Raw genomic sequence first — 22,254 nt, 5'->3', positions numbered from 1 at the left:
AGGTTTACTAACCAGAAACTTATATTTCTAATCAATAATCTGATTTTCTTCAAGGAATAATTGAACTAAAAGTTCAAATCATAGTACACACTCAGCACAGCTGAGCGCGTATTGAACAGTCTTACATCTTACGTCATACATCTCCCATCATTTAAGCGAATCCGCCAATTTCCGATCATTCGATAAACGTGGAACTTTGTTTTGACCACCCAATTTGCCTTGCGATTTCATGTAATCTATGAAAGCGTTTTTGGGAAGTATACTCAAAATTAGACTTTGTAAAATATTGCCGTCGATTAAGTCTTTATAATAAATATTTTGCCTTTGCATAGACAAATCCAAGGTCCTTTGGAACAATGCTATGTCATTGGGAACTTGCTCAAATTCAACTAACCACTCATGATGTGGTAGCATTCCTTCACTAGGATTTACTTGAGGAGCAACGGTAAATTCCACGATTTTCGCCTCAGGACAAGCTTTCAATGCTTCTTGCATCGCCTTTTCCACTTCTTCTGAAATTACATGCTCTCCAAAAGCTGAAATAAAATGCTTGATCCTTCCAGTCACAACAATCCGATAGGGATTCAAAGAAACAAATTTCACCGTGTCACCAATGGAATAAGACCAAAGTCCTGCATTGGTTGTCAATAAAAGCGCATAATTGACGCCCAATTCCACTTCCGATAAAGATAAACGAGTTGGATTCGCAGAGAAATAAGTCTCCGTTGGCACAAACTCATAAAATATCCCTGCATCAATCAAAAGCAATAATCCTTCTTCTCCAGACGAATCCTGAAACGCAATAAAACCTTCAGAGGCTGGATAAGTTTCCACCACATCGATTTCTCGACCAATAGATCCCAATAATTTTTCACGATATGGTTCAAAATTAACCCCTCCTGTGACAAACAACTGAAAATCTGGAAATAATTCCCCAACTTTTTTACCCGATTTTTCTTCCAAACGATCAAAATACATCTGAACCCATGGGGGAATTCCTGAAATCAAACCCATCCTTTGATGAATCGTCTCTTCCACAATTAAATCCAATTTTTCTTCCCAATCTTCCACGCAGTTTGTCGCATAACTCGGCAACTGATTTCCTCTTAAATAGGATGGAACATGATGATTCACGATGCCCGATAATCGACCTAAGGGAATACCATTTTTAGATTCCAAAGCTGGAGAACCCGATAAAAAAATCAATTTTCGATCTAAAAATTCCGAATTACCGCTGTAAAAAACATAATGCAACAAGGCATCTTTAGCCCCCAAAATATGAAAAGGCATTGAATCAGACGAGATAGGAATGTATTTTGCACCAGAAGTAGTCCCAGAGGTTTTGGCAAAATAGGATGGAAGTCCTGGCCATAAAATATTCGACTTTCCAGATAAGGCTTCCTCAATATAGGGCTTTAAATCCTCGTATTCTGCGATAGGAACTGCATTTTTATAATCAATGTAATTCCGAATTTTATCAAATTGATAAGCCTGACCAAATAATGTTTTTTCTGCCTTTTTTAAATTGTTTTTTAACCAAAACGATTGCTTCTCAAAAGCCATTTCCTGCGACTTTCGATATTTTTTAACAATTGTCTTCGCTAAAAATTTGGCAAAAAATGAGCGAACTCCCATATTTTAAAAAGTTTATTTAAAAAAGCCCTTAGGATCAGGCATTTTTTCGACCAATTGAGAGGCGAAATTGATGTCCAATTGCAGAAAATCTAACTGCCGACATTCATGAAAATACGCCCAAGCCAATTCATAATTGCCTAATAAATAAGCCACTTGACATCTTTTCATCCATGCATTAGCATTGCTCGGATCCTCTTTTAAACAACGAGCTAATATCGACTCTACCTCTGCCAGAGTGCCACATTCTTGGTTTTTTAAATAACAAGAAAGTTTTACAATGGCATAATCCACTCGCATAACTGTTTGTGTGGAATCCAATTCCAATCCTTTGCCCAATAATTCCAATGCAAGACCGAACTGTTCTTTTTGAAAAGAAATAACACCTAAACCCCAATAAGATTCATAACTTGTTGAATCCAAAGCATTTACATAATTAAATCGAAAGGTAGCGGTGTCTGGTTTGCCTTCTGAAACATACTCCCAAGCTCGGTCGGAAAAAAACTTCGCCGCTTCTTTTCTAGATGAAAAACTTTCATCGCAGGAAAGTAAAAAGGCTTGTAAGTCCTTGGCGTCTTTGTTATTTAATTTTTTCTTCCCAAAAAGGGGTAGATATTTTTGTTCTTTGACCAAGCTATCTGCTAAATTTTTAGCGAGCAATTGACCAGAAAAACAAAAAAGTAAGGCGATTAAAGAAAATATTTGTTTCAAATTATGCTTCATATTTTACAAAACTATCTTTTCTTTTTATTTGATGATGCTCCTCCCCGAAAATTTGTTGATTTTTTTGGACGATTATTTCTTGGTGTAGCTTTTGCACTAGGCTTAGATCCTTGTGGTTTCTTGCTTGCGGCTTGTTGTCCTGGACGTCTTTTTTTCTCGTGAAAAGCGCCTTTAAAGTCTGGATCTTCCCTTTTTCTCTGATCATCCACCGCACGTAACATATCTTGCTGTTCCAAAAAGGGTGTGTCTTCGATCAAAATCCCTTCTGGAAATGGTAAAATATCAATCTTTTGCTGAATAATTTGCTCTATTTTAGCCCAATGATAAACCTCTGACAATGTCACAAAAGTAATGGATTCTCCCACTTCCGCCGCCCGGCCCGTTCTACCAATTCGATGTACATAATCCTCATAAATCAAGGGAACATCAAAATTTATTACATGGGAAACTTTCGGAATATCAATTCCACGTGAAGCAACATCGGTTGTAACCAAAACACGCACCAAACCTTCTCTAAACTGTTGCATGGCATTAATTCGCGTATTTTGACCCTTATTTGAATGTATTACTCGAACTTGATCTTCATTCAAAACTTTTCGAATCAAAAATTTCTCGACTTGATTCGCCACGTCTTTACTCCGACAAAAAACCATTACTCGCTCGAAATCTGGATTTTGAAGAAAATATTCCAAGGCGTTAATCTTGGTTTTTAAATTCGGCGCTTCAAAAACCCATTGGGTAACTTGGCTCGCTGGAGTAGCCTGTGGAGTAATTTCCAATTTGATCGGAAATTCCAAAAACTCATGTGAAAGGTTTTCTACTTTTTCTGGAAAAGTGGCCGAAAACAATCCATTTTGTCGCTTTTTATAAGGAATTTTTTCTAAAATCTGACGGATTTGAGGCATAAAACCCATGTCCATCATTTTATCTGCTTCATCTAAAATTAGATGTTTCAACTCTTTAACAACAATGGCTTCTTTGCGGTACAATTCAATGAATCGCCCTGGCGTTGAAACCAAAATATCAATCCCATTTTCCAAAGCCTGAATCTGTGGTTTTGGACCCAAACCACCATATAAAGCCAAAATACGCAAATCGGTAAACTGAGCTAATTCAATCATCACCTCATAAATTTGCATCACCAATTCACGCGTAGGTGCCAAAATCAAAGCCCGTGGATTTTTCCCTTGTGCATATTTACATTGCATCAAAATAGGCAAAACGTAAGCTGCTGTTTTACCCGTTCCTGTTTGTGCAATACCTAACACATCATGTCCACCAAGCAATAAAGGAATTGCCTTTTCTTGAATAGGTGTGGGGGATGTATAACCAATGGCATCACACGCCCTCTGAAGTTGCGGATTTAAGCCTAATTTTAAAAATTCAGACATTCGATTTTGTCAATGATAAAAACAAAGGTACATATTTAGAACCAAAGACTGTGGGACTATTCCAATTATGAAAGCAGATTTATTTACCTTTACCTGCAAAATCAATAAAATGAAAATAATGCGAAACATTTGGCTTCGCCGATTGATGCTTCTTTTGACGATTTCTTTTGCCATAGGATCTGCATCTTCGCTATTTTTATGGGGTTTAGAACAAATGAAAGTTCTACGAGAATCGCATCTAACTTTCATTTATTTGTTACCCTTTCTGGGTATTATTTTTCATTATTTATATCAAAAAGGTTTTGTTTGGTCAAAAACGGGAACCAATGATTTGGTCATCCAATTAAACGAATCTAAACCTGTTGTCAACAAAAACACTGGGTTCTTTATTTTAATCGCTACTTGGGCGAGTCACATCGTTGGAGCTTCCGTCGGAAGAGAAGGAACAGCAGTTTTAATGGGAGGGAGTTTTGCTTCGAATTGGGTAGAAAAATTAAAATTGGAAGAAGACGAAAAAAAAATTTGGATTAGGGCGGGAATATCCGCTGGCTTTGCATCTGTTTTTGGAACTCCCTTGGCGGGTTGTTTTTTCGGATTAGAAATTTCAAAAATTGGCCAAATAAATTTTCGCTCATTCCTTCCTTGTCTTTTTGCTAGTTTTTTAGCCAATTTTACGAGTCTCCACGTGTACAGCACAAAACATCCATTTTATCCAAGCGTTTTTTTGCCCGCCATTACACCCTCATTTTGTTTGTCCATTGCCTCTATTGGACTATTTTTAGGTATAATTGCCCTCATCTATAAGCACTCAGAATCGATTATTTCTAAAGCCTTCGCACAATTGCCCGGAAATTTCTATTCAAAAGGCCTAGTTGCTGGCCTTATTTTGCTAGGAATTTTTCAATTTTCCCATTTTCAAGAAAGTCGAGGTTTGGGCTCTGAATTTTTACTAAGACCGTTCCACGGAAATGTCTCATTTGAATTTCCACTTTTCAAATCCATTGCCACAATATTAAGTTTAAGCTTAGGCTTCAAAGGGGGAGAAGCAACTCCACTATTTTTGATTGGATCACACGCAGCCAACAGTCTGTCAAACATACTGCCTTTACCTATTCCACTTTTAGCAGCTATCGGTTTTACTTGTTTATACCATGGTCTAAGTAAAACACCCATTTCAGGTATGTTGATGGGTATCGAACTATTTGGAGGAAGTGCAGGCTTTATCTATTTAATTTGTACGATAATCGTAATCTATATTTCAGGATCTCAAGGTATTTTTAAATCACAAATTTGGAGTGCATGGATTCCAAAACCAAAGTATAAATGATGTTTAACAATTTCTATCAACACTATCATTCCTTCCAAGAAACAAGAATTAAAGAGCGAAGATTCTCTGATGAAACTTGGCAAATTTTATTGGCTGAATGGAAGAATAATCCATTATTTCAAATAAATGAAATTGGAAGAACTTACGAAAACAGAGCTATTCATGAAATAAAATTTGGAATAGGACCTATTAAAATTGCTGCATGGTCACAAATGCATGGTGATGAAGCAACAGCCACCATGGCCATTGCAGATATACTGCTTTTTTTATCCCAAAAAGGGGATGACTTTGAAGTATTAAGGAAAAATTTACATCAAAAAATTAGTTTACATATTATTCCCAAATTAAATGCTGATGGAGCATCTAAATGGCAAAGGGAAACCGCTTTGGGAATAGATATGAATAGAGATGCACAAAAATTACACACCACTGAAGCTCGAATTTTATCAAACTGGGCAGATAAAATAAAACCACAATTTGCATTTAATTTACACGATCAAAATAGATTATATTCAGCAGGAAATACTAAACATCAAACACATATTGCCTTGTTAGCAACACCAGGTGATAAAGCTGGCACATGGACAGAATCAAGAATTAGAGCAGCAAAATTAGCTAACCGATTAACAAAACAACTAAAGCCCTATTTAGAAAATAAGATTGCCAAATGGACAGATGAATATGAAAGAAGAGCATTTGGTGATACATTTCAATCGAGAGGATATGGGTTATTATTAATCGAATCTGGTGGTGCAGGCTGGGATTTAGAAAAACAAAGCTTAAGAAAACTCAACGCTTGCATGCTATTAGATGCCTTTCATGCAATAGCTGAGTCTAAATGGGAAGAGGAAAACACAGAATTGTATATTCAATTACCAACAAATGAAAAGTCAATCGTAGACATCAAAATAACGAACGCCCCCATTACAGCCGACAATTTACAAAGAGCGGATTTGGTTATTAATTTAAAAGAAAAGGTATCAAAAGATTCAAAGATAGCCTTTTCATGGACTATAGAAGACATTGGAGACATGAGTCATTTATACGGATTAATTGAAATAGATGGAAGTCGTTTTGAATTAGGAAAAAGCCATAAAATAATATTAGAAGGAGAATACAACGAATTAATATTCACTGAAAAGGACAAAATAGCATTTAAATTAACAGACTATACAAATAAAATAAATCAATAATATGACATCATTACCAGTTATTATCATCGGAATAAATCCATTTGCCTTAGAAGTTGCTAACATTTTTGAGAAAAACAATGTAGTCATATATGGTTTTCTTGACGATGACCCAAAGAAAAAAGATACATACGTAGGAGAAATTCCGGTGCTTGGAAACACAGAAGACGATACATATTGGAGTTTAATTGGCAAAAATTGCGGAGTTTTTGTAGCATTAGATAATCCCGTTGAAAGACGAAAAATGATAGAAACAATCATTGAAGACAGAAAAGTAAAACCCGTTAATGCCATACATCCATCCGCACAGATATCGGATAGCAAAAATTTGGGATATGGAGTATTCATCGGTGCAGGAAGTGTTATCTCTCCAGAAGCAAAAATTGGGGAAAGTTGCATCATTGGAGCAGGATCCATCATAGAAACGGGTGTTTATATAGATGATTACAGCCAAATAGGAGCGGGAACTGTCATTGGGAAAGAAGCCAAATTAGATGCCAATGTTTTTATAGGCATTCATTCTACGATTGTCGGAAGTATTAAAATTGGCAAAGGCGCTACAGTGGGAGCAGGAAGTGTTGTGATAGAAAATGTGCCAAGTTCAAAGCGAGTATTCGGAAATCCAGCTAAAATGATATAATTATTCTAGCTTAATGATGTTATGTGGCTCAACCAGATCTAAGAAATTAAATCGCAAAAAGAGTTGGGCCACAATAATAACATCTTCCAAACAGTATTTAGCAATCCGATCCAAATCCTTTTCTAGATAATACACGGCATTAACTTTATCCCCAGATAAATCGGATTTAGCCCCTATTATGTTCAACGTCTCAGCCAATAATTCCAAAGAAGTATAGGCTTTTCTATCTCCAAATTTCCAAAGTTCTAAAGTGTCTTGATGGTTTATTTCCCAAGGTTTCTTTCCTTGTAATTGCAATGATTTGGGGATAATCAATTGATTGGCTAACATTCTTCTACATAAATAAGGAAAATCAAACTCCTTTCCATTGTGCGCAACCAAGGTTAATTCTTTAGATTTATATGTCTTATTCACAAACTCGATAAACTCTTCCAACAACACCTTTTCATCTGTATTGGCGATGGTTTTTACTTTCAGAGATAGCTCTTTTTTCGTATTCAGATATAAAAAACCCATGCCAATGACAATAATTTTTCCAAATTCCGCATATAAAGCAGCCCTTTCAAAATACAAATCTTCAAGGCTCACCTGATCTACATTCAACAAGTTCTTCGCTTTTTTTATCCACAATTCTTTCATTTTATCAGAAAGTTGGGAAAAATCTGACAATCCGGAACTCGTTTCTATATCGATAAACAGGGTGCTTTTAAAGTTTTTTAAGATTTCCATATCATAGTTCTACTTTGGCACTTTCTAATGTTTCACGTGAAACATTATTTAATTCAAACTGAAATAATCGACTTAAATGATTTAAAACTTTGCTTTTAACCTCCTTTTCGTCCACCCAACATCCCAATTCCTTTGCTAATGAAGTTACTCCTTTGGTAGCAATGCCACAGGGGACGATGTGCGAAAAATATGTTAAATCGGTATTGAGATTAAACGCAAAGCCATGCATGCTAATCCAGCGAGAGGCTTTTACGCCAAAGGCGCAAATCTTTCGGGTATTTTCTGATTCAGGATCAATCCAAACTCCCGTTAATCCGTCAATTCGACCGGCATTCAAGCCATAATCTGAGCAGGTTAATATGATGGCTTCTTCCAACATTCTCAGGTACAAATGTATATCGGTAAAGAAGTTTTCTAAATCGAAAATAGGGTAGCCGACCAATTGTCCAGGCCCATGATAAGTAATGTCGCCACCTCGATTAATTTTGAAAAAGCTGGCGCCGATGCTAGCCAAAAACTCTTCTTGCATCAATAAGTGGGATATATCACCACTCTTTCCCAAGGTATAAACATGTGGGTGTTCGCAGAACAACAAGTAATTAGGAGTTAGGGCTTTCTCTTCGTCCGACTTAGCTCTATTTCCCAATTTAATGGAAGAAGTTTTCGCCAACAATGATTCTTGTAAATTCCAAGCTTCTTTGTAAGCGATAGGCCCTAAATCAACAAACTGTACCGTTTTATTTTGCACCATGTTTATACTACCAATTGGGCGCATCAAATAGCCCTTGAAAAATGAAAAACAAATATACAAGAATGGTAAAACATTTAAGAAAACAATCATGTTTCACGTGAAACATTTAAGAAAAAATCAAGTATTTGATAATCATATAAAAGCCATTAGATTATCAATTAACTGTTCAATCTGGAGAAACAAAGTGCCTAATTTTGATAAAAAACAAAATGGCAAAACACATACAGCAAGGAAAATTAGCGGAACAATTGGCAGGAGAGTATTTGGAGAAAAAGGGATATCAGATAGTAGAAAGAAATTATCGCTGCGGAAAAGCAGAGGTAGATTTGATTGTCAAAAAAGAAAAGTTTCTGGTGTTTGTTGAGGTAAAGTCGCTCAAGAAAATAGATTTTGGCCATCCAGAAACAAATATCACGAGCGACAAAACCCATCTTTTATTTCAAGCTGCCAATGCTTATCAATATGAAATAAATTGGCGACAAGAAATACGCTTTGATGCCATTGCTGTTACTTTTTTACAACAAGCTTATAAAATTGAGCATTTCGAGGATGCTTTTTCGTAAATTCGCGGTTTAGTAATTGTGATATGATAACTTTTAGTACAGAAGACCTAGTTTTTTCATTGCCTGATAAAAACAAACACAAAGCTTGGTTGAAAGAAGTGGCCAAAAACGAAGGTAAAAACATTGGCGAGCTTAATTATATATTCTGCTCAGATGAATATTTGCTTCAAATTAATCAAGCATATTTGAACCATGATACCTTGACAGATATTGTGACTTTTGACAATTCAGATGGCGGAAAAAATATCGAAGGGGATATATTTATTTCCTACGAAAGAGTAAAAGAAAATGGGGAAAAATTAGGTACATCTGCAACAGAATTACACAGAGTGATGGTCCATGGATTGTTGCATTTGCTTGGCTATAAAGACAAGAAAAAAGAAGACAAAACACGGATGACTGAAAAAGAAGATTTTTATATTTCAAGGTTCGAAGCCTAAGTTTTGTTCCACGTGAAACAATGTTAACAATGCAAAATAGATACGATGTAATTGTAGTAGGTGCAGGACACGCAGGTTGTGAAGCAGCTCACGCTGCCGCACAAATGGGTTCCCGAGTTTTGCTGATTACAATGAACATGCAAACCATCGCACAGATGTCTTGTAACCCCGCCATGGGTGGAGTTGCCAAAGGACAAATTGTTCGAGAAATCGATGCGATGGGGGGTATGTCAGGTTTGATTTCGGATAAAACCATGATTCAATTTAGAATGTTGAATCGCTCCAAAGGCCCTGCTATGTGGTCGCCTAGATGCCAGTCGGATCGCATGCGATTTGCCGAGGAATGGAGAATGGTCTTGGAACAAAATTTATTGGTCGATTTTTGGCAAGATTCTGTTCAGCAATTGATCGTAGAAAATGGAAGCGTAAAAGGGGTTGTTACTCGAATGGGCATGACCTATTACGCAACTTCCGTGGTACTAACCAATGGAACCTTTTTGAATGGACTGATTCACATCGGTGAAAAAAGTTTTGGAGGAGGAAGAATGGCTGAACCGATGGCAGTAGGTCTAACGGAACAACTGGTTCAATTAGGTTTTGAATCAGGGAGAATGAAGACAGGAACCCCACCAAGGGTAGATGGAAGAAGCCTAGATTATAGTGCGATGGAAGAGCAAAAAGGGGACGAAAAACCAAGTAGCTTTTCTTACCTAAGCAAGACTCCCATTCAAGAACAAAGGTCATGTTGGATCTCTCATACCAATACCAAAGTTCATGATGTACTGAGAAAAGGATTTGACAAATCGCCCATGTTCGCAGGAAGAATCAAAGGCCTTGGTCCTCGATATTGTCCATCCGTAGAAGATAAAATCAACCGCTTCGCCGATAAAGATAGTCACCAAATTTTTGTAGAACCTGAAGGCTGGAGTACCGTGGAAATCTATGTCAATGGTTTCTCGACTTCACTTCCAGAGGACATACAATTTGAAGCCATTCGTTTAATTCCTGGATTTGAAAAAGCCAAAATGTTTCGACCGGGTTATGCCATCGAATACGATTATTTTCCGCCAACGCAATTGCAATCAACCTTGGAAACCAAGTTGATTAAAGGATTGTTTTTTGCGGGACAAATCAATGGAACAACTGGCTACGAAGAGGCCGCTTGCCAAGGACTCATGGCTGGGATAAACGCCCACCAAACAGCGCAAGAATTAGATCCATTTACTCTTTCAAGATCCGATGCCTATATCGGCGTTTTGATTGACGACCTAATCAACAAAGGTACCGACGAGCCATACCGCATGTTTACCTCTAGAGCTGAATTTAGAACGCTTTTGAGACAGGATAATGCCGATGAACGATTGACCGAAAAAGCCTACGATTTGGGACTTGCAAAAAAAGACCGGTTGGATGTTTACTTGGAGAAAAAAGAAAAAGTGGCGGAATTAATTCAAGAAATTAAAACCACAAAAATAAAACCCACTGAAATTAACGATTGGTTAGAAACTCAGGGTACGGCAACCTTAAAAGAGGGGACACCCATTATCAATTTATTGAAGAGATCTGATGTGTCTTTTGAACAATTATTGGAACATTCAACAGTTTCCAATTTGAAAGAAAAATACCACCAAGAAGTAATAGAGCAGGTAGAAATCGTCGTGAAATACGAAAGCTATATCGCCAAAGAAAAAATCATGGTAGATAAAATGAAATCCATGGAAGATTTACGTATTCCAGAAAATTTCGATTACGACAAGATTAAAACCTTATCTACTGAATCAAGGATTAAATTAAAATCAATTAGACCACAAACGATTGGACAAGCAAGTAGAATATCAGGTGTTTCCGCATCCGATATTTCAATCTTACTTTTATTTATGGGAAGATAATTATGGAAAAATTAAGTGAATGCCCTTCTTGTGGTCACCAACATTTTACAGCAGCTTTACATGCCATAGATTATACCGTTTCACAAAATACGTTTGAAATTGTGAAATGTGAATCTTGTCATTTACTATTTACGAATCCAAGACCCAAAGCAGATCAAGCAGGGAAATACTACCAATCAGAAGATTATATCTCTCATAGCAATACGCAAAAAGGATTAGTCAATCGATTATACCATTTCGTTAGAAATATAACTTTACAACAAAAAACAAGTTGGATTGATCCTTATAAAATTGGAGAAAAAAAACTTTTAGATATTGGTTGTGGAAATGGCCATTTTTTAAAAGCCAGTCAAGATAAGGGTTGGAAAATTACAGGAATGGAATTAGATCCTGAAACGGCAAAGCGCGCAAGCGAATTGTTGAAACAAGATATACACCCATCTATCAATAATATTCCACAGAATGAAAATTTTGATTTAATCACCATGTGGCACGTACTTGAACATGTGTATGAAATCAAAGAATATTTTGACTTCTTTCAACAACATTTATCCTCAAAAGGAAAATTACTTTTTGCCCTTCCCAATCACAAAAGTTACGATGCGGAAGTGTTTCAACAATATTGGGCAGCTTATGATGTTCCACGTCATATCTATCATTTTAATCCAAGTACCTTAGACTTTTTGGCCCGACAACATGGATTTAAACTTGTCAAAAGCAAGGGTCTAATTTTTGATAGTTTTTACATAGCACTTTTGAGCAATCAATATAAATACGGAAATAAAAAATTAATCGCTTCGTTTATCATCGGATTAATTTCCAATTTAAAAGCTTACTTTAAAACAGGAAACTATTCTAGCAATTTATACATTTTAGAACATGCATAAAGTATTGAAAAAGTTTGTTTTATTATCTAGCATACTCTTTGTATTGGCACAATTGTTGTTTCAAAATTGTGCACAAATCGCATCACCACCAGGGGGTAAAAAAGACACTTTAGCTCCCACCATTATACAATCTATTCCTCTCAATAAAAGTAAAAATTTCAAAGGGAAGAAAATTGAACTAAGCTTCAATGAATACATCAGCATTAGAAACATCAATCAAGAATTACTCATTACTCCAAATGTTGGATTCTATGAAACAAAAATTAAACCCAACGGAGTAAGTATCATTTTAGATAGTGCCTTGAAAGAAAATACAACCTATACCTTCAATTTTAGAAATGCTATTGAAGATGTATCAGAAAGAAATATAGGCAAAAACATCAAATTGGTATTTAGTACATCAAATATGATTGATTCTCTTGTCATCAAGGGAAACGTTAAAACATTGCATAACAACAAAAAGATTGAAAATATTTTGGTCGGTCTTTATCCCTATACGGATACCTTAAGAATCGACAAAGTAAAACCCTATTATTTTACAAAAACAGATACTTCAGGTAATTATTCACTAGAAAATTTAGCAAGTGGAAAATATTACTTAGCCGCATTTGAAGATATAAACAACAATCTGTTATTAAATTCAAATAAAGAACAAGTCGATTTTATCACAGATAAATTCATTACGCTAACAAGCAATCGAGAACAGGATTTTAAAATTGCTTTGCAAAATTTAGATCCAATAAAACAGCTGAAAGTTACCTCTACAGCAAAAACCATTTTATATGAATACAATAGAGGGATTAAAAATATTACTTTATCAAATGCCAAAGGAAATGTAATTCCAGTTTATCAATTAGAAAACAATAAAAATATCCGTTTTTATGTAGATGATATCGACAAGAAAGACACCTTATTTTTAAGGGCAATGTTGGAAGATTCACTCGGACGTGAAACAAAATTTGACTTAAAATTAAAATTTAGAGAAATTAACAAAAAGGAAAAGGTACTCCCAAATTCCATGCGTTTCGATATAAAACCAGCATTGGGAACTCTTTTATCTCCCAATGATTCATTACTCATTCATTTTGAAAAACCAATTAAAACCTATGATTTAACGAAAATCACTTGGCAAACTGGACCTAATGAGCAATTAAGCATACCGGCAGAATATTACCACTGGAATAAATTCAAAAATGAATTATCATTACCCACATTTTTCTTTCCTAAGAAAAATGAATTTGAATTAAAAATAGAAAAAGCAGCATTTGTCAGCATTGAATCTGATACAAATTTGGTTTATCAACAAAAAATAGAGCGACAAGATCTGGAAAACTATGGAATTTTGGAAGGCAGAATAAATCAAGCAAAAAATGGTTCTAAATACATTGTGGAGCTATTAAATTCTTTCAACAATGAAATGTACCAGAAATTGACTGTGGATGAATCATTCAGTTTTAAGCACGTGGAACCTGGAACATATATCATAAGGGCCATTGAAGATAAAAATAAAAATGGAGTATGGGATATTGGTAATTTTTTAAAATACGAAAAGCCTGAAAACATTTATTTCATGGAAGGAAAGATCAAAATGAAGGCTAATTTTCAAATAACTGACCTGTTGATAAATACCCAAAATTGATGTGGATAAGCTGTGGATAAACGTATAATTTATACACAGTCACTCAACATAGATGTGTATAACAGTAGCCATCAAGCATGCCATGTGGGAAAGTCCACACTTATCCCCAGAGATGTTAACAGTTATACACATTGAATAATGAATTCTAAAAAACATAATAATAAGATTATCAATAATTTACAAAGTAATATTTAACTTATCCACAAATCCACACAGAACAATAAATAGAAACAAAAAAGATTAAATTTTAAAATTTCTTTTTTTTAAATTATATCATGTGGATAAAACTGAAAGATGTTTAGATATGTATTTTTATTGTTGTTCTTGATTTGTTTTACCAATACTTTGGCACAACAAAAAATAGCTATTCCAACAGATAGTTTATTGATTAAACAATTCAAACAAGCTCTTTCTATTCGCAATTTGGAAAAAAGAGATCTTAAAGTGGATGAATTATTTCAATTAGCCTCAAAAAATGGTGCTTTATTTACTTTAAATATATATAATTTTTCAAATGATGCTAATTTAAAAGAAAAATGGATTAGTTATTGTGGAAAAGTTGTGGATAAGTTGATAGAAGAGCATGGCTTAAATACCGCCATTGATTTTGTGAGCGACTTATCTTCTGAACAACTACCCGTTGCTGAACTGGAACGTTATCTCATTTTAAAAATTCAGGAATTTCCCAATGAGACGAATCATTTAGAAACATTGATTCAGATATATATTTTAAATCATCAATACGAAAAGGCTTGGTTACAAAGAAGGTCATTAGATATTCGATTAAAGCAAGGGGGTTTACAATTGGCTGAATTTGGACAATTACTTTTTCAGCATCAAGAATGGGAATTAGCCAATCGAGTTTTTGATTATATCATTAAAATTTATCCAAACGCTGTTAAGATTTCAAGATGGAAACAGCTGGCTTTGATGTGTAAAGAGCAATTGATTTTTTCTCAGTCAAGCATAGAGCCTTCCTCCATTAAAAATTTAATTCATTCCTATCGTCTATTTAGAAAAGAATGGGCTGCTCAGTCCATCGCACAAGAAACGTATTTGAAAGAAGCGAAATTATGGGCTTATCAATTAAATGAAATGGATTCAGCTATAGTGCTTCTGCAAAATGCTTTACCTAAGATTCAGAGTGATGCTTTACAAGCTCAATTAAAAATGGACTTGGCTGATTATTTGTCTTTTCAAGAAAAAAAATACGATGCCTTGATTTTGATATCACAAGTAGAAAAACAAGTTAAGGATAGTCCTATGTCTTATGAAGCAAAATTTAAAAAAGCTAAAATTTATTATTATACTGGCGATTTTGAATTGGCGAAAGAATTATTGGACATTTTAAAAGAAAGTTCTCAACGTGAAATTTCCAATGACGCCTTGAATTTACGATGGGTAATTGAGGACAATACAGGGATGGATTCCTTAGAAACAAATTTGAAAGCCTTTTCTAAAATTCAGTGGTTGTTTGAACAAAAGAAATTTTCAGCTGGCGATTTAGCCTTGAGTGAGTTTTCTCAAAACTCTCAAAAATCAAGTTTAGAAGACGATGTATTGTTTTTACAAGCGAAAAGGCAAATGGAATTGAAAAATGAAGATCAAGCAAAAAAGCTTTTCTATGATCTATTTGAACGATTTCCTCAGGATATTTATGCCGACGATGCCTTGTATTATTACCTTAAATTGAGCCAATTTAGAGATAAAAATGCTTGCCAAAAATTCATAGAATCTTATCCAACAAGTTTATTTCAAGTAGAGGTTAGAAATCAACTATTAATGCCATAAATTTTTTCCAAAAAAATAATCGGAAAGTTCTATAATACGTCAAAGTGTTTTCCATAACTTTGGGAATATTTGAGCTTATAAAACTATGCAACATCAACAATTAGAAAGGGTATTTGATTTATTAAATGCTTATAAAGGAAGTAATCAAACGGATTTGTTTTGTAAAAAGGAAAATGGACAATGGCGAACTTATTCCGCACAAGAAACCTTGGGTATCATCAATGATTTTGCTCTAGGTTTAATCGAGTTAGGAATTCAACCGAATGATAAAGTAGCTATTATTTCCTCGAATCGTCCAGAATGGAATTTTTTAGATTTTGCGATTCAAATAATTGGTGCCGTTTCCGTTCCGATGTATCCGACCATTACGGTAGAGGATTATGCCTTTATTTTCAAAGATTCGGAGGTAAAAATTGTATTTGCTGAAACAGAAGATTTATTAAATAAGTCGAAGGAAGCTGCCCAAGGAAATTCCAATATCCAAGCGATTTATACCTTTGATCCAATAGAAGGGGCAAAATTTTGGACGGAAGTCATTGATTTAGGAGGCGGAAAAGATGCATCAGTTTTAGAAACATTAAAGTCGAAAGTACAAGCAGATGATTTATTAACCTTGATTTATACTTCGGGAACGACAGGAAAACCTAAGGGAGTAATGTTAACACATAAAAATATCATCAGCAATGTGAAAGCCTTGGTTCGCGGAGGATTTTTTGAATTGTATGAAGGAGATAAAGCCTTGAGTTTCTTGCCGCTTTGTCACATTTACGAACGTACAGATATTTACATGTACATGTATTATGGTGTTTCGGTTTATTATGCGGAGAGTATGGAGACCATTGCGGATAATATTCGAGAAGTGAAACCAAGCATGTTTGCTACTGTTCCACGATTATTGGAAAAGGTTTTCGATAAAATAATGGCCAAAGGAAATGAATTAACTGGTTTAAAAAGAAGCTTGTTTTTTGGTGCGGTGGAATTTGGCTTACAATATGATCCGATGGTCAAATTGGGAATGTGGGATCAAATCAAATTAGGCGTTTATCGTAAATTGATTTTCAGTAAATGGAAAGAAGCTTTAGGCGGAAACATTCGTTTGATAACTTCTGGTTCTGCAGCTTTACAACCTCGATTATCCCGGGTTTTTTGGGCGGCGGGTATTCCCATTTCAGAAGGATATGGATTGACAGAAACCTCACCCGTTATTTCTGTTTCAAAGGTGAGCCCACCTGATTTTAAAATTGGTTGTGTAGGAACTTTGTTGGATTGTTTGGAATTAAAAATTGCGGAAGATGGAGAAATTTGTGTCAAAGGAGATTCCATCATGCCAGGTTATTACAACAATCCAGAAGCTACCGCAGAGGCGATAGATAAAGAAGGCTGGTTTCATACGGGGGACATTGGAACGATGGTAGAGGGAAAATATTTGAAAATTACGGATCGTAAAAAAGAAATTTTCAAAACTTCTGGGGGTAAGTATGTAGCACCTCAATTGGTTGAAAATAAATTGAAGGAATCCGCATTTATTGAACAATGTATGGTCGTTGGTGAAGGACAAAAATTTCCTTCTGCTTTAATCATTCCTGAGTTCAATGCATTAAAAGTTTGGTGTAAACAACACGGGATAGCATCGGAGACACATTTGGAAATGATCAATCATCCGAAGGTTGTGGCAATGTTGGAGGATGAAGTTAAAATGACCATGGCCAATATTGCCAAATACGAACAAGTGAAAAAATTCGTCTTATTGCCAGAGTTATTTACCATTCAGGATGGGGAGTTAACGCCAACTTTGAAATTGAAACGAAAAATTATATACGCCAAATATGAGTCGTTAATATTACCATTGTATAATTAAGTGAGTTCGAATTCGGCACTCTCTTTAATTTTTAGTATTTTTGAAACTTGTACCAGATTATTGGAAAATATTATTTTTAAGCATGAATTCGACGAAAAAAGTAGCATTAATTACAGGAATAACGGGACAAGATGGGGCCTATTTAGCTCAATTTTTGTTGGAGAAGGATTATGTGGTGCATGGAATTAAGCGTAGAAGTTCCTTGATTAATACACAAAGAATAGATCATTTATATCAAGACCCTCATGTAGATTCGTCCAATTTTCATTTGCATTATGGCGATTTAAGTGATTCTACCAATATCATTCGAATCATTCAAGAGGTACAACCCGATGAAATTTACAATTTAGGAGCGATGTCGCATGTGAAGGTTTCTTTTGATGAGCCTGAATATACCGCTCAAGTAGATGGAATCGGAACCCTACGTATTTTAGAAGCGATTCGATTGTTGGGTTTGACGAAAAAGACAAAAATCTATCAAGCGTCCACTTCTGAGTTATATGGATTAGTACAAGAAGTTCCACAATCTGAAAAAACGCCGTTTTATCCACGTTCTCCTTATGCTGTTGCTAAATTGTATGGGTATTGGATAACGGTTAATTACCGAGAGGCTTATGATATGTTTGCGGTGAACGGTATTTTGTTTAATCATGAATCGCCATTGAGGGGGGAAACATTTGTTACGAGAAAAATCACGAGAGGTGCGGTACAAATAGCTTTAGGTCAACAAGATAAATTGTATTTAGGAAATTTGGATGCCAAAAGAGATTGGGGACATGCCAAAGATTACGTTGAGGCGATGTGGTTGATTTTGCAACAAGAAGTGGCGGAGGATTATGTGATTGCTACTGGAATTACAACTACGGTGAGGGATTTCGTTAAAATGGCTTTTGAGGAAGTGGGCATTGAATTGGAATTTGTAGGAGAAGGGGTACATGAAATCGCCAAAGTGAAAGCATGTAACAATCCTTTGTATCATTTGGAAATAGGGAAAGAGGTGGTTAACGTGGACCCTCGTTATTTCAGACCTACGGAAGTAGAATTATTGATTGGAGATCCGACTAAAGCAAAGGAGAAATTAGGTTGGACATTGAAATATGATTTACCGGCCTTGGTAAAAGATATGATGGAATCAGACGTGAAATTGTTTACCGTATAGTATTAATGAAACAATATGGCATGGTTTGCTTTGTACACAAAGTCCAGAATGGAAAAAAAGGTCTCAGAGCGATTAATAGCCAAGGGTATTGATTGTTATTGTCCATTGGTTAAAAGAAAAAAACAATGGTCGGACCGAAAAAAGTGGATTGAAGAACCTGTTTTTCGATCTTATGTTTTTATAAATATTGATTATTCTACTCAAAATGTCATAGTCCGCCAAACTGTTGGCGTAGTTAATTTCGTCTATTGGTTACAGCAGCCTGCTGTTATTTTAGAAGAGGAAATTAACTTAATCCGTTCATTTTTAGCAGAATATTCAGAAGTTGAAGCATTGTCAAAAACACTTAAAGTGGGAGATGTCGTGCTATTAGATTCAGGTGCCATGATGGGACAAGAAGCAGAAGTAATTGGTTTAAAAAATAAAAATGAAGTAAAGTTGTTAATTAAAAGTTTGGGATTTGAGTTAGTTGCTAAATTAAATAATTAAGAAAATGCTTAATACGACGCATAAGTCCTTTCTTGGAAGATTATTGCTACTTAGTGTATTAAGTATTTATTCCTTACAAACTTTTGGTCAATTCAATGAAGATCGACCTATCAAGTCAACTTTTTCTATTGGAGGTGGTGCATCTACGGGAGATTATACCCCATTTTGGTTAAAATCGAACCAATATGGTGTGGTTCCGATTTCAGGCGCTTATTCTTTCGCTGAATTGGATTTTTATTCAGATTATTTAAAGAAAAAGAAAAGGTTTCGTAAAAAATTTGATTATGGATTTGGAATATCTACGAGATATATTCAAGGAAATGGAGATAATTTGGCTCTTATTTTTCCAGAGATTTATGCCAAAGCAAAATATGGGATTTTTGAATTGGTTTTGGGTCGGAAAAAAGATATTCAAGGACTAGTAGATTCAACCTTATCTTCAGGATCATATATTTGGTCGGGAAATTCTTTGCCAGTTCCTAAAATTGATATTGTTGTCCGCGATTATTTTTATCCGGTGGGAGAATTATTTTCCTTTAAAGGCAATTATGCACATGGTTACTTAGATTTGGCTCATCAACGAGGAGATGTTAAAGGAGCATTTTTGCATCAAAAATCTTTTTATGGTAGAATAGGCCGCCCTGAATGGCCTGTAAAGTTGTATGGGGGATTCAATCATCAAGTTCAGTGGTACTGGAACAAAGGCGACGTAAATTTGAAAGATTATTTGTACATCATTACTGGTCAATCTTTGGCTGCCATTGGAGCCGACACAACGACTTACGGTGCAAATGATGGAGGTAACCGATTAGGGAATCATTTGGGGAGTGTGGATGTGGGTATGGAATTGGATTTGAAAATGGGTAAAATACTGATGTACCGTCAAAGTGTTTATGAAGATGGGTCTTTGTATTATGGAAATAATATTACAGATGGTTTACATGGAATTTCATTTACCAGTAGTCAAAAAACAGGTTTACTCAAATTAACGCTAGAATATTTAAATACCAGTTCACAAGGCGGGAATGTATATATTGATAATATTCCTTATAAAAGAGGCTTAGATAATTATTTTAATAATGGTATATTTAATCAAGGTTGGACTTATTCAGGACGAGGAATAGGAACACCTTTTATTACCTTGGACGCTGAAACGGATTTGAACAAGACGAAAAAAACGTTTTTTGATAATAACCGTGTGGAAGCATATTATGTGGGTGCAGAATATCAAAAGGAGGAGGATAATTTTCAAATTAGGGCTAGTATGACCAATTCTTTTGGCAATTATGGCCAATTGTGGAATCCAGTAAAACGACAATATTCTTTAGGAGTGCAATGGAAACGCAAGGTAGAGTTCTACGGAGATAGCATATTAAAAGTCAATTTTGGATTTGATTTGGGCCAATGGTTGAATAAAAACACCTTTGGGGCCAATGTTTCGTTTTCTGTTCCATTATATTAAAAATCGATATTTTTTTCGCCTAAACGTATATACTAATACGTTCAATTTTCTAATATTGTTTACATTGCCTAAAATCATATTAGAGGCAATTTTTCCTTCATGGTCCTATGATGTTCACTAGAGGTTCAAATTGTTCTTTTCAGGGCTAAATAAGACACTATTATGGAAAATAGCTTTTCGGTTTACATTAAAAAACTTAGAAATAATAAAGGATTTAGTCAAGAATATATCGCCGAACAATTGGGCATAACTTTGTCGGCTTACTCAAAAATTGAAAGAGGCTTGACGGACCCTTCCTTTTCGAGAATGAAGCAGATTGCCCAAATATTAAATTTCGATTTATCTGAAATTTTATACCACAGTGAAGAAAATTCTTTTGAGCAATTTGAAGAAGAAAAAGAAAGTGAAAATTATCGCTTTGTCAGCAAAAAAGAGTTTAACGAATTGAAGTTAATGGTTCTGGAATTACAACAGAAGATTGAGAATATTAAAAAGTAAAAGTCTTAACTTTGTCGGATGAAATTTGAGATAAATCATATCGACGAAAAATCGAAAGCCAGAGCAGGAAAATTACATACCGATCATGGTGTCATAGAAACGCCCATTTTTATGCCTGTGGGTACAGCTGGTACCGTAAAAGGAGTTCATACCGCAGAATTATCTGACCCAATTAAAGCTCAAATTATTTTAGGGAATACCTATCATTTATACCTTAGACCCGGATTAGAAGTTTTAGAAAATGCAGGTGGATTGCATAAATTCAATGGTTGGTCTGGACCGATTCTAACCGATTCGGGTGGATATCAAGTATATTCTCTAGCCGGAGCTGGCCGTAAAATTCAAGAAGAAGGGGTAAAATTTAAGTCGCACATAGACGGGAGCATTCATTTTTTTAGTCCAGAATCTGTCATGGACACTCAAAGAACCATTGGCGCAGATATTATCATGGCCTTTGATGAGTGCACACCTTATCCTTGTACCTATGAATATGCCCGTAAATCGATGGAAATGACCCACCGCTGGCTAGACAGGTGCATTACACGTTTTGATGCCACAGCGCCCAAGTATGGCTACAATCAAGCCCTTTTTCCAATAGTTCAAGGAAGTGTTTTTCCAGATTTGCGCAAAATTTCAGCCGAATACATTGCCTCCAAAAATGCTTTTGGTAATGCAATTGGTGGCTTATCTGTTGGAGAGCCTGTGGAAGAAATGTATGAAATGGCGGATCAGGTGACGGATATTTTACCCAAAGACAAGCCAAGGTATTTGATGGGTGTAGGAACGCCTGCAAATATTTTGGAAGGAATTGCTTTGGGAATAGATATGTTTGATTGTGTAATGCCAACTAGAAACGCTAGAAATGGCACCATCTTTACCACGCAAGGAATTATCAATATCAAAAACGAAAAGTGGAAAAACGACTTTTCATTGATTGACCCAGCATTTGTGGGAACATTACATGGACAATATACCAAAGCCTATTTAAGGCATTTGAACCGATGTGAAGAAATGCTTGGCGCCATGATTGCCAGTGTTTGTAATTTGCGCTTTTATCTTTGGATGGTCGGAGAGGCACGCGTACAAATTCAGCAAGGCACCTTCACTGAATGGAAAAATCGAATGATACCGCAGTTTATGAATCGACTGTGAGATGTATGATGTAAGATGTATGACGTAAGATTAGCTACCAATAC

At 35.4% G+C, this 22,254-nt stretch carries 20 protein-coding genes; 15 read left to right on the top strand and 5 right to left on the bottom strand.

Translation table 11 applies throughout. The features are described 5' to 3' along the window. Window positions 1-147: 147 nt before the first annotated feature. From V7S79_RS04610 to V7S79_RS04600, 3 genes are read right to left on the bottom strand one after another with little or no spacing between them, the layout of a single operon-like run. Window positions 148-1,635 (bottom strand): GH3 auxin-responsive promoter family protein, encoded by a 1,488-nt coding sequence (locus tag V7S79_RS04610; RefSeq protein ID WP_459489387.1) that lies wholly within the window; start codon window positions 1,633-1,635, stop codon window positions 148-150. 12 nt (window positions 1,636-1,647) lie between these two features. Beyond that, entirely contained in the window at window positions 1,648-2,355 is a 708-nt protein-coding gene (locus V7S79_RS04605; protein ID WP_459489386.1) for a tetratricopeptide repeat protein, read from the bottom strand. Between the two features lie 11 nt (window positions 2,356-2,366). Then, window positions 2,367-3,746 (bottom strand): DEAD/DEAH box helicase, encoded by a 1,380-nt coding sequence (locus V7S79_RS04600; RefSeq protein ID WP_459489385.1) that lies wholly within the window; start codon window positions 3,744-3,746, stop codon window positions 2,367-2,369. A gap of 118 nt (window positions 3,747-3,864) precedes the next feature. Here V7S79_RS04600 and V7S79_RS04595 point away from each other — a divergent pair, with 118 nt between their 5' ends. The 3 genes from V7S79_RS04595 to V7S79_RS04585 are packed head-to-tail and all read left to right on the top strand — an operon-like array spanning window position 3,865 to window position 6,903. Continuing rightward, window positions 3,865-5,073, top strand: coding sequence for a chloride channel protein (locus V7S79_RS04595; protein WP_459489384.1), 1,209 nt, complete (start codon window positions 3,865-3,867; stop codon window positions 5,071-5,073). Further along, window positions 5,073-6,266 carry a M14 family zinc carboxypeptidase gene (locus V7S79_RS04590; protein WP_459489383.1) on the top strand — a complete coding sequence of 398 codons (1,194 nt, stop codon included), beginning with the start codon at window positions 5,073-5,075 and terminating at the stop codon, window positions 6,264-6,266. The genes V7S79_RS04595 and V7S79_RS04590 overlap by 1 nt, the downstream gene beginning before the upstream one ends. 1 nt (window position 6,267) lies before the next feature. After that, window positions 6,268-6,903, top strand: coding sequence for a NeuD/PglB/VioB family sugar acetyltransferase (locus V7S79_RS04585; protein ID WP_459489382.1), 636 nt, complete (start codon window positions 6,268-6,270; stop codon window positions 6,901-6,903). On the opposite strand, the gene V7S79_RS04580 is transcribed toward V7S79_RS04585, so the two are convergent. Together V7S79_RS04580 and lipB are read right to left on the bottom strand one after the other, a co-directional pair. Then, the gene (locus V7S79_RS04580; RefSeq protein ID WP_459489381.1) at window positions 6,904-7,632 is read right to left on the bottom strand and encodes a 3'-5' exonuclease; all 729 of its coding nucleotides are present in this window, start codon (window positions 7,630-7,632) and stop codon (window positions 6,904-6,906) included. It abuts the gene before it with no gap. 1 nt (window position 7,633) lies between these two features. Further along, window positions 7,634-8,389 (bottom strand): lipoyl(octanoyl) transferase LipB, encoded by a 756-nt coding sequence (gene lipB / locus V7S79_RS04575; RefSeq protein WP_459489879.1) that lies wholly within the window; start codon window positions 8,387-8,389, stop codon window positions 7,634-7,636. A 203-nt stretch (window positions 8,390-8,592) separates the two neighbouring features. Between lipB and V7S79_RS04570 the strand changes: the two genes are divergently transcribed. The 12 genes from V7S79_RS04570 to tgt all read left to right on the top strand — a co-directional run bounded on the left by V7S79_RS04570 (window position 8,593) and on the right by tgt (window position 22,210). Next, complete coding sequence (locus tag V7S79_RS04570) at window positions 8,593-8,946, top strand: YraN family protein (protein ID WP_459489380.1); 354 nt, start codon at window positions 8,593-8,595, stop codon at window positions 8,944-8,946. A 23-nt stretch (window positions 8,947-8,969) separates the two neighbouring features. Continuing rightward, window positions 8,970-9,386 carry an rRNA maturation RNase YbeY gene (ybeY, locus tag V7S79_RS04565; protein ID WP_459489379.1) on the top strand — a complete coding sequence of 139 codons (417 nt, stop codon included), beginning with the start codon at window positions 8,970-8,972 and terminating at the stop codon, window positions 9,384-9,386. A gap of 29 nt (window positions 9,387-9,415) precedes the next feature. Further along, a complete protein-coding gene (gene mnmG, locus V7S79_RS04560; RefSeq protein ID WP_459489378.1) occupies window positions 9,416-11,275 on the top strand; it encodes a tRNA uridine-5-carboxymethylaminomethyl(34) synthesis enzyme MnmG in 1,860 nt (619 codons plus the stop codon). 2 nt (window positions 11,276-11,277) lie between these two features. Further along, the gene (locus tag V7S79_RS04555; protein ID WP_459489377.1) at window positions 11,278-12,162 is read left to right on the top strand and encodes a class I SAM-dependent methyltransferase; all 885 of its coding nucleotides are present in this window, start codon (window positions 11,278-11,280) and stop codon (window positions 12,160-12,162) included. Next, complete coding sequence (locus V7S79_RS04550) at window positions 12,155-13,801, top strand: Ig-like domain-containing domain (protein ID WP_459489376.1); 1,647 nt, start codon at window positions 12,155-12,157, stop codon at window positions 13,799-13,801. Before V7S79_RS04555 ends, V7S79_RS04550 begins: the two co-directional genes overlap by 8 nt. 294 nt (window positions 13,802-14,095) lie before the next feature. Beyond that, on the top strand, window positions 14,096-15,592 hold the full coding sequence (locus V7S79_RS04545; protein WP_459489375.1) for a tetratricopeptide repeat protein: 1,497 nt from the start codon (window positions 14,096-14,098) through the stop codon (window positions 15,590-15,592). An 85-nt stretch (window positions 15,593-15,677) separates the two neighbouring features. Next, window positions 15,678-17,450: an AMP-dependent synthetase/ligase gene (locus V7S79_RS04540; RefSeq protein ID WP_459489374.1), complete on the top strand. Its 1,773-nt coding sequence runs from the start codon at window positions 15,678-15,680 to the stop codon at window positions 17,448-17,450. Window positions 17,451-17,532: 82 nt separating this feature from the next. Continuing rightward, on the top strand, window positions 17,533-18,609 hold the full coding sequence (gene gmd, locus V7S79_RS04535) for a GDP-mannose 4,6-dehydratase (protein ID WP_459489373.1): 1,077 nt from the start codon (window positions 17,533-17,535) through the stop codon (window positions 18,607-18,609). Window positions 18,610-18,657: 48 nt separating this feature from the next. After that, on the top strand, window positions 18,658-19,098 hold the full coding sequence (locus tag V7S79_RS04530) for a UpxY family transcription antiterminator (RefSeq protein WP_459489372.1): 441 nt from the start codon (window positions 18,658-18,660) through the stop codon (window positions 19,096-19,098). 4 nt (window positions 19,099-19,102) lie between these two features. Continuing rightward, a complete protein-coding gene (locus V7S79_RS04525; protein WP_459489371.1) occupies window positions 19,103-20,560 on the top strand; it encodes a capsule assembly Wzi family protein in 1,458 nt (485 codons plus the stop codon). A 162-nt stretch (window positions 20,561-20,722) separates the two neighbouring features. Then, window positions 20,723-21,058: a helix-turn-helix domain-containing protein gene (locus tag V7S79_RS04520; protein WP_459489370.1), complete on the top strand. Its 336-nt coding sequence runs from the start codon at window positions 20,723-20,725 to the stop codon at window positions 21,056-21,058. 18 nt (window positions 21,059-21,076) lie between these two features. After that, window positions 21,077-22,210, top strand: coding sequence for a tRNA guanosine(34) transglycosylase Tgt (gene tgt / locus V7S79_RS04515; protein ID WP_459489369.1), 1,134 nt, complete (start codon window positions 21,077-21,079; stop codon window positions 22,208-22,210). Window positions 22,211-22,254 lie beyond the last annotated feature (44 nt).

The organism is Aquirufa sp. ROCK-SH2, from assembly GCF_054558315.1.
This window is presented reverse-complemented; position numbering and strand designations above follow the sequence as displayed.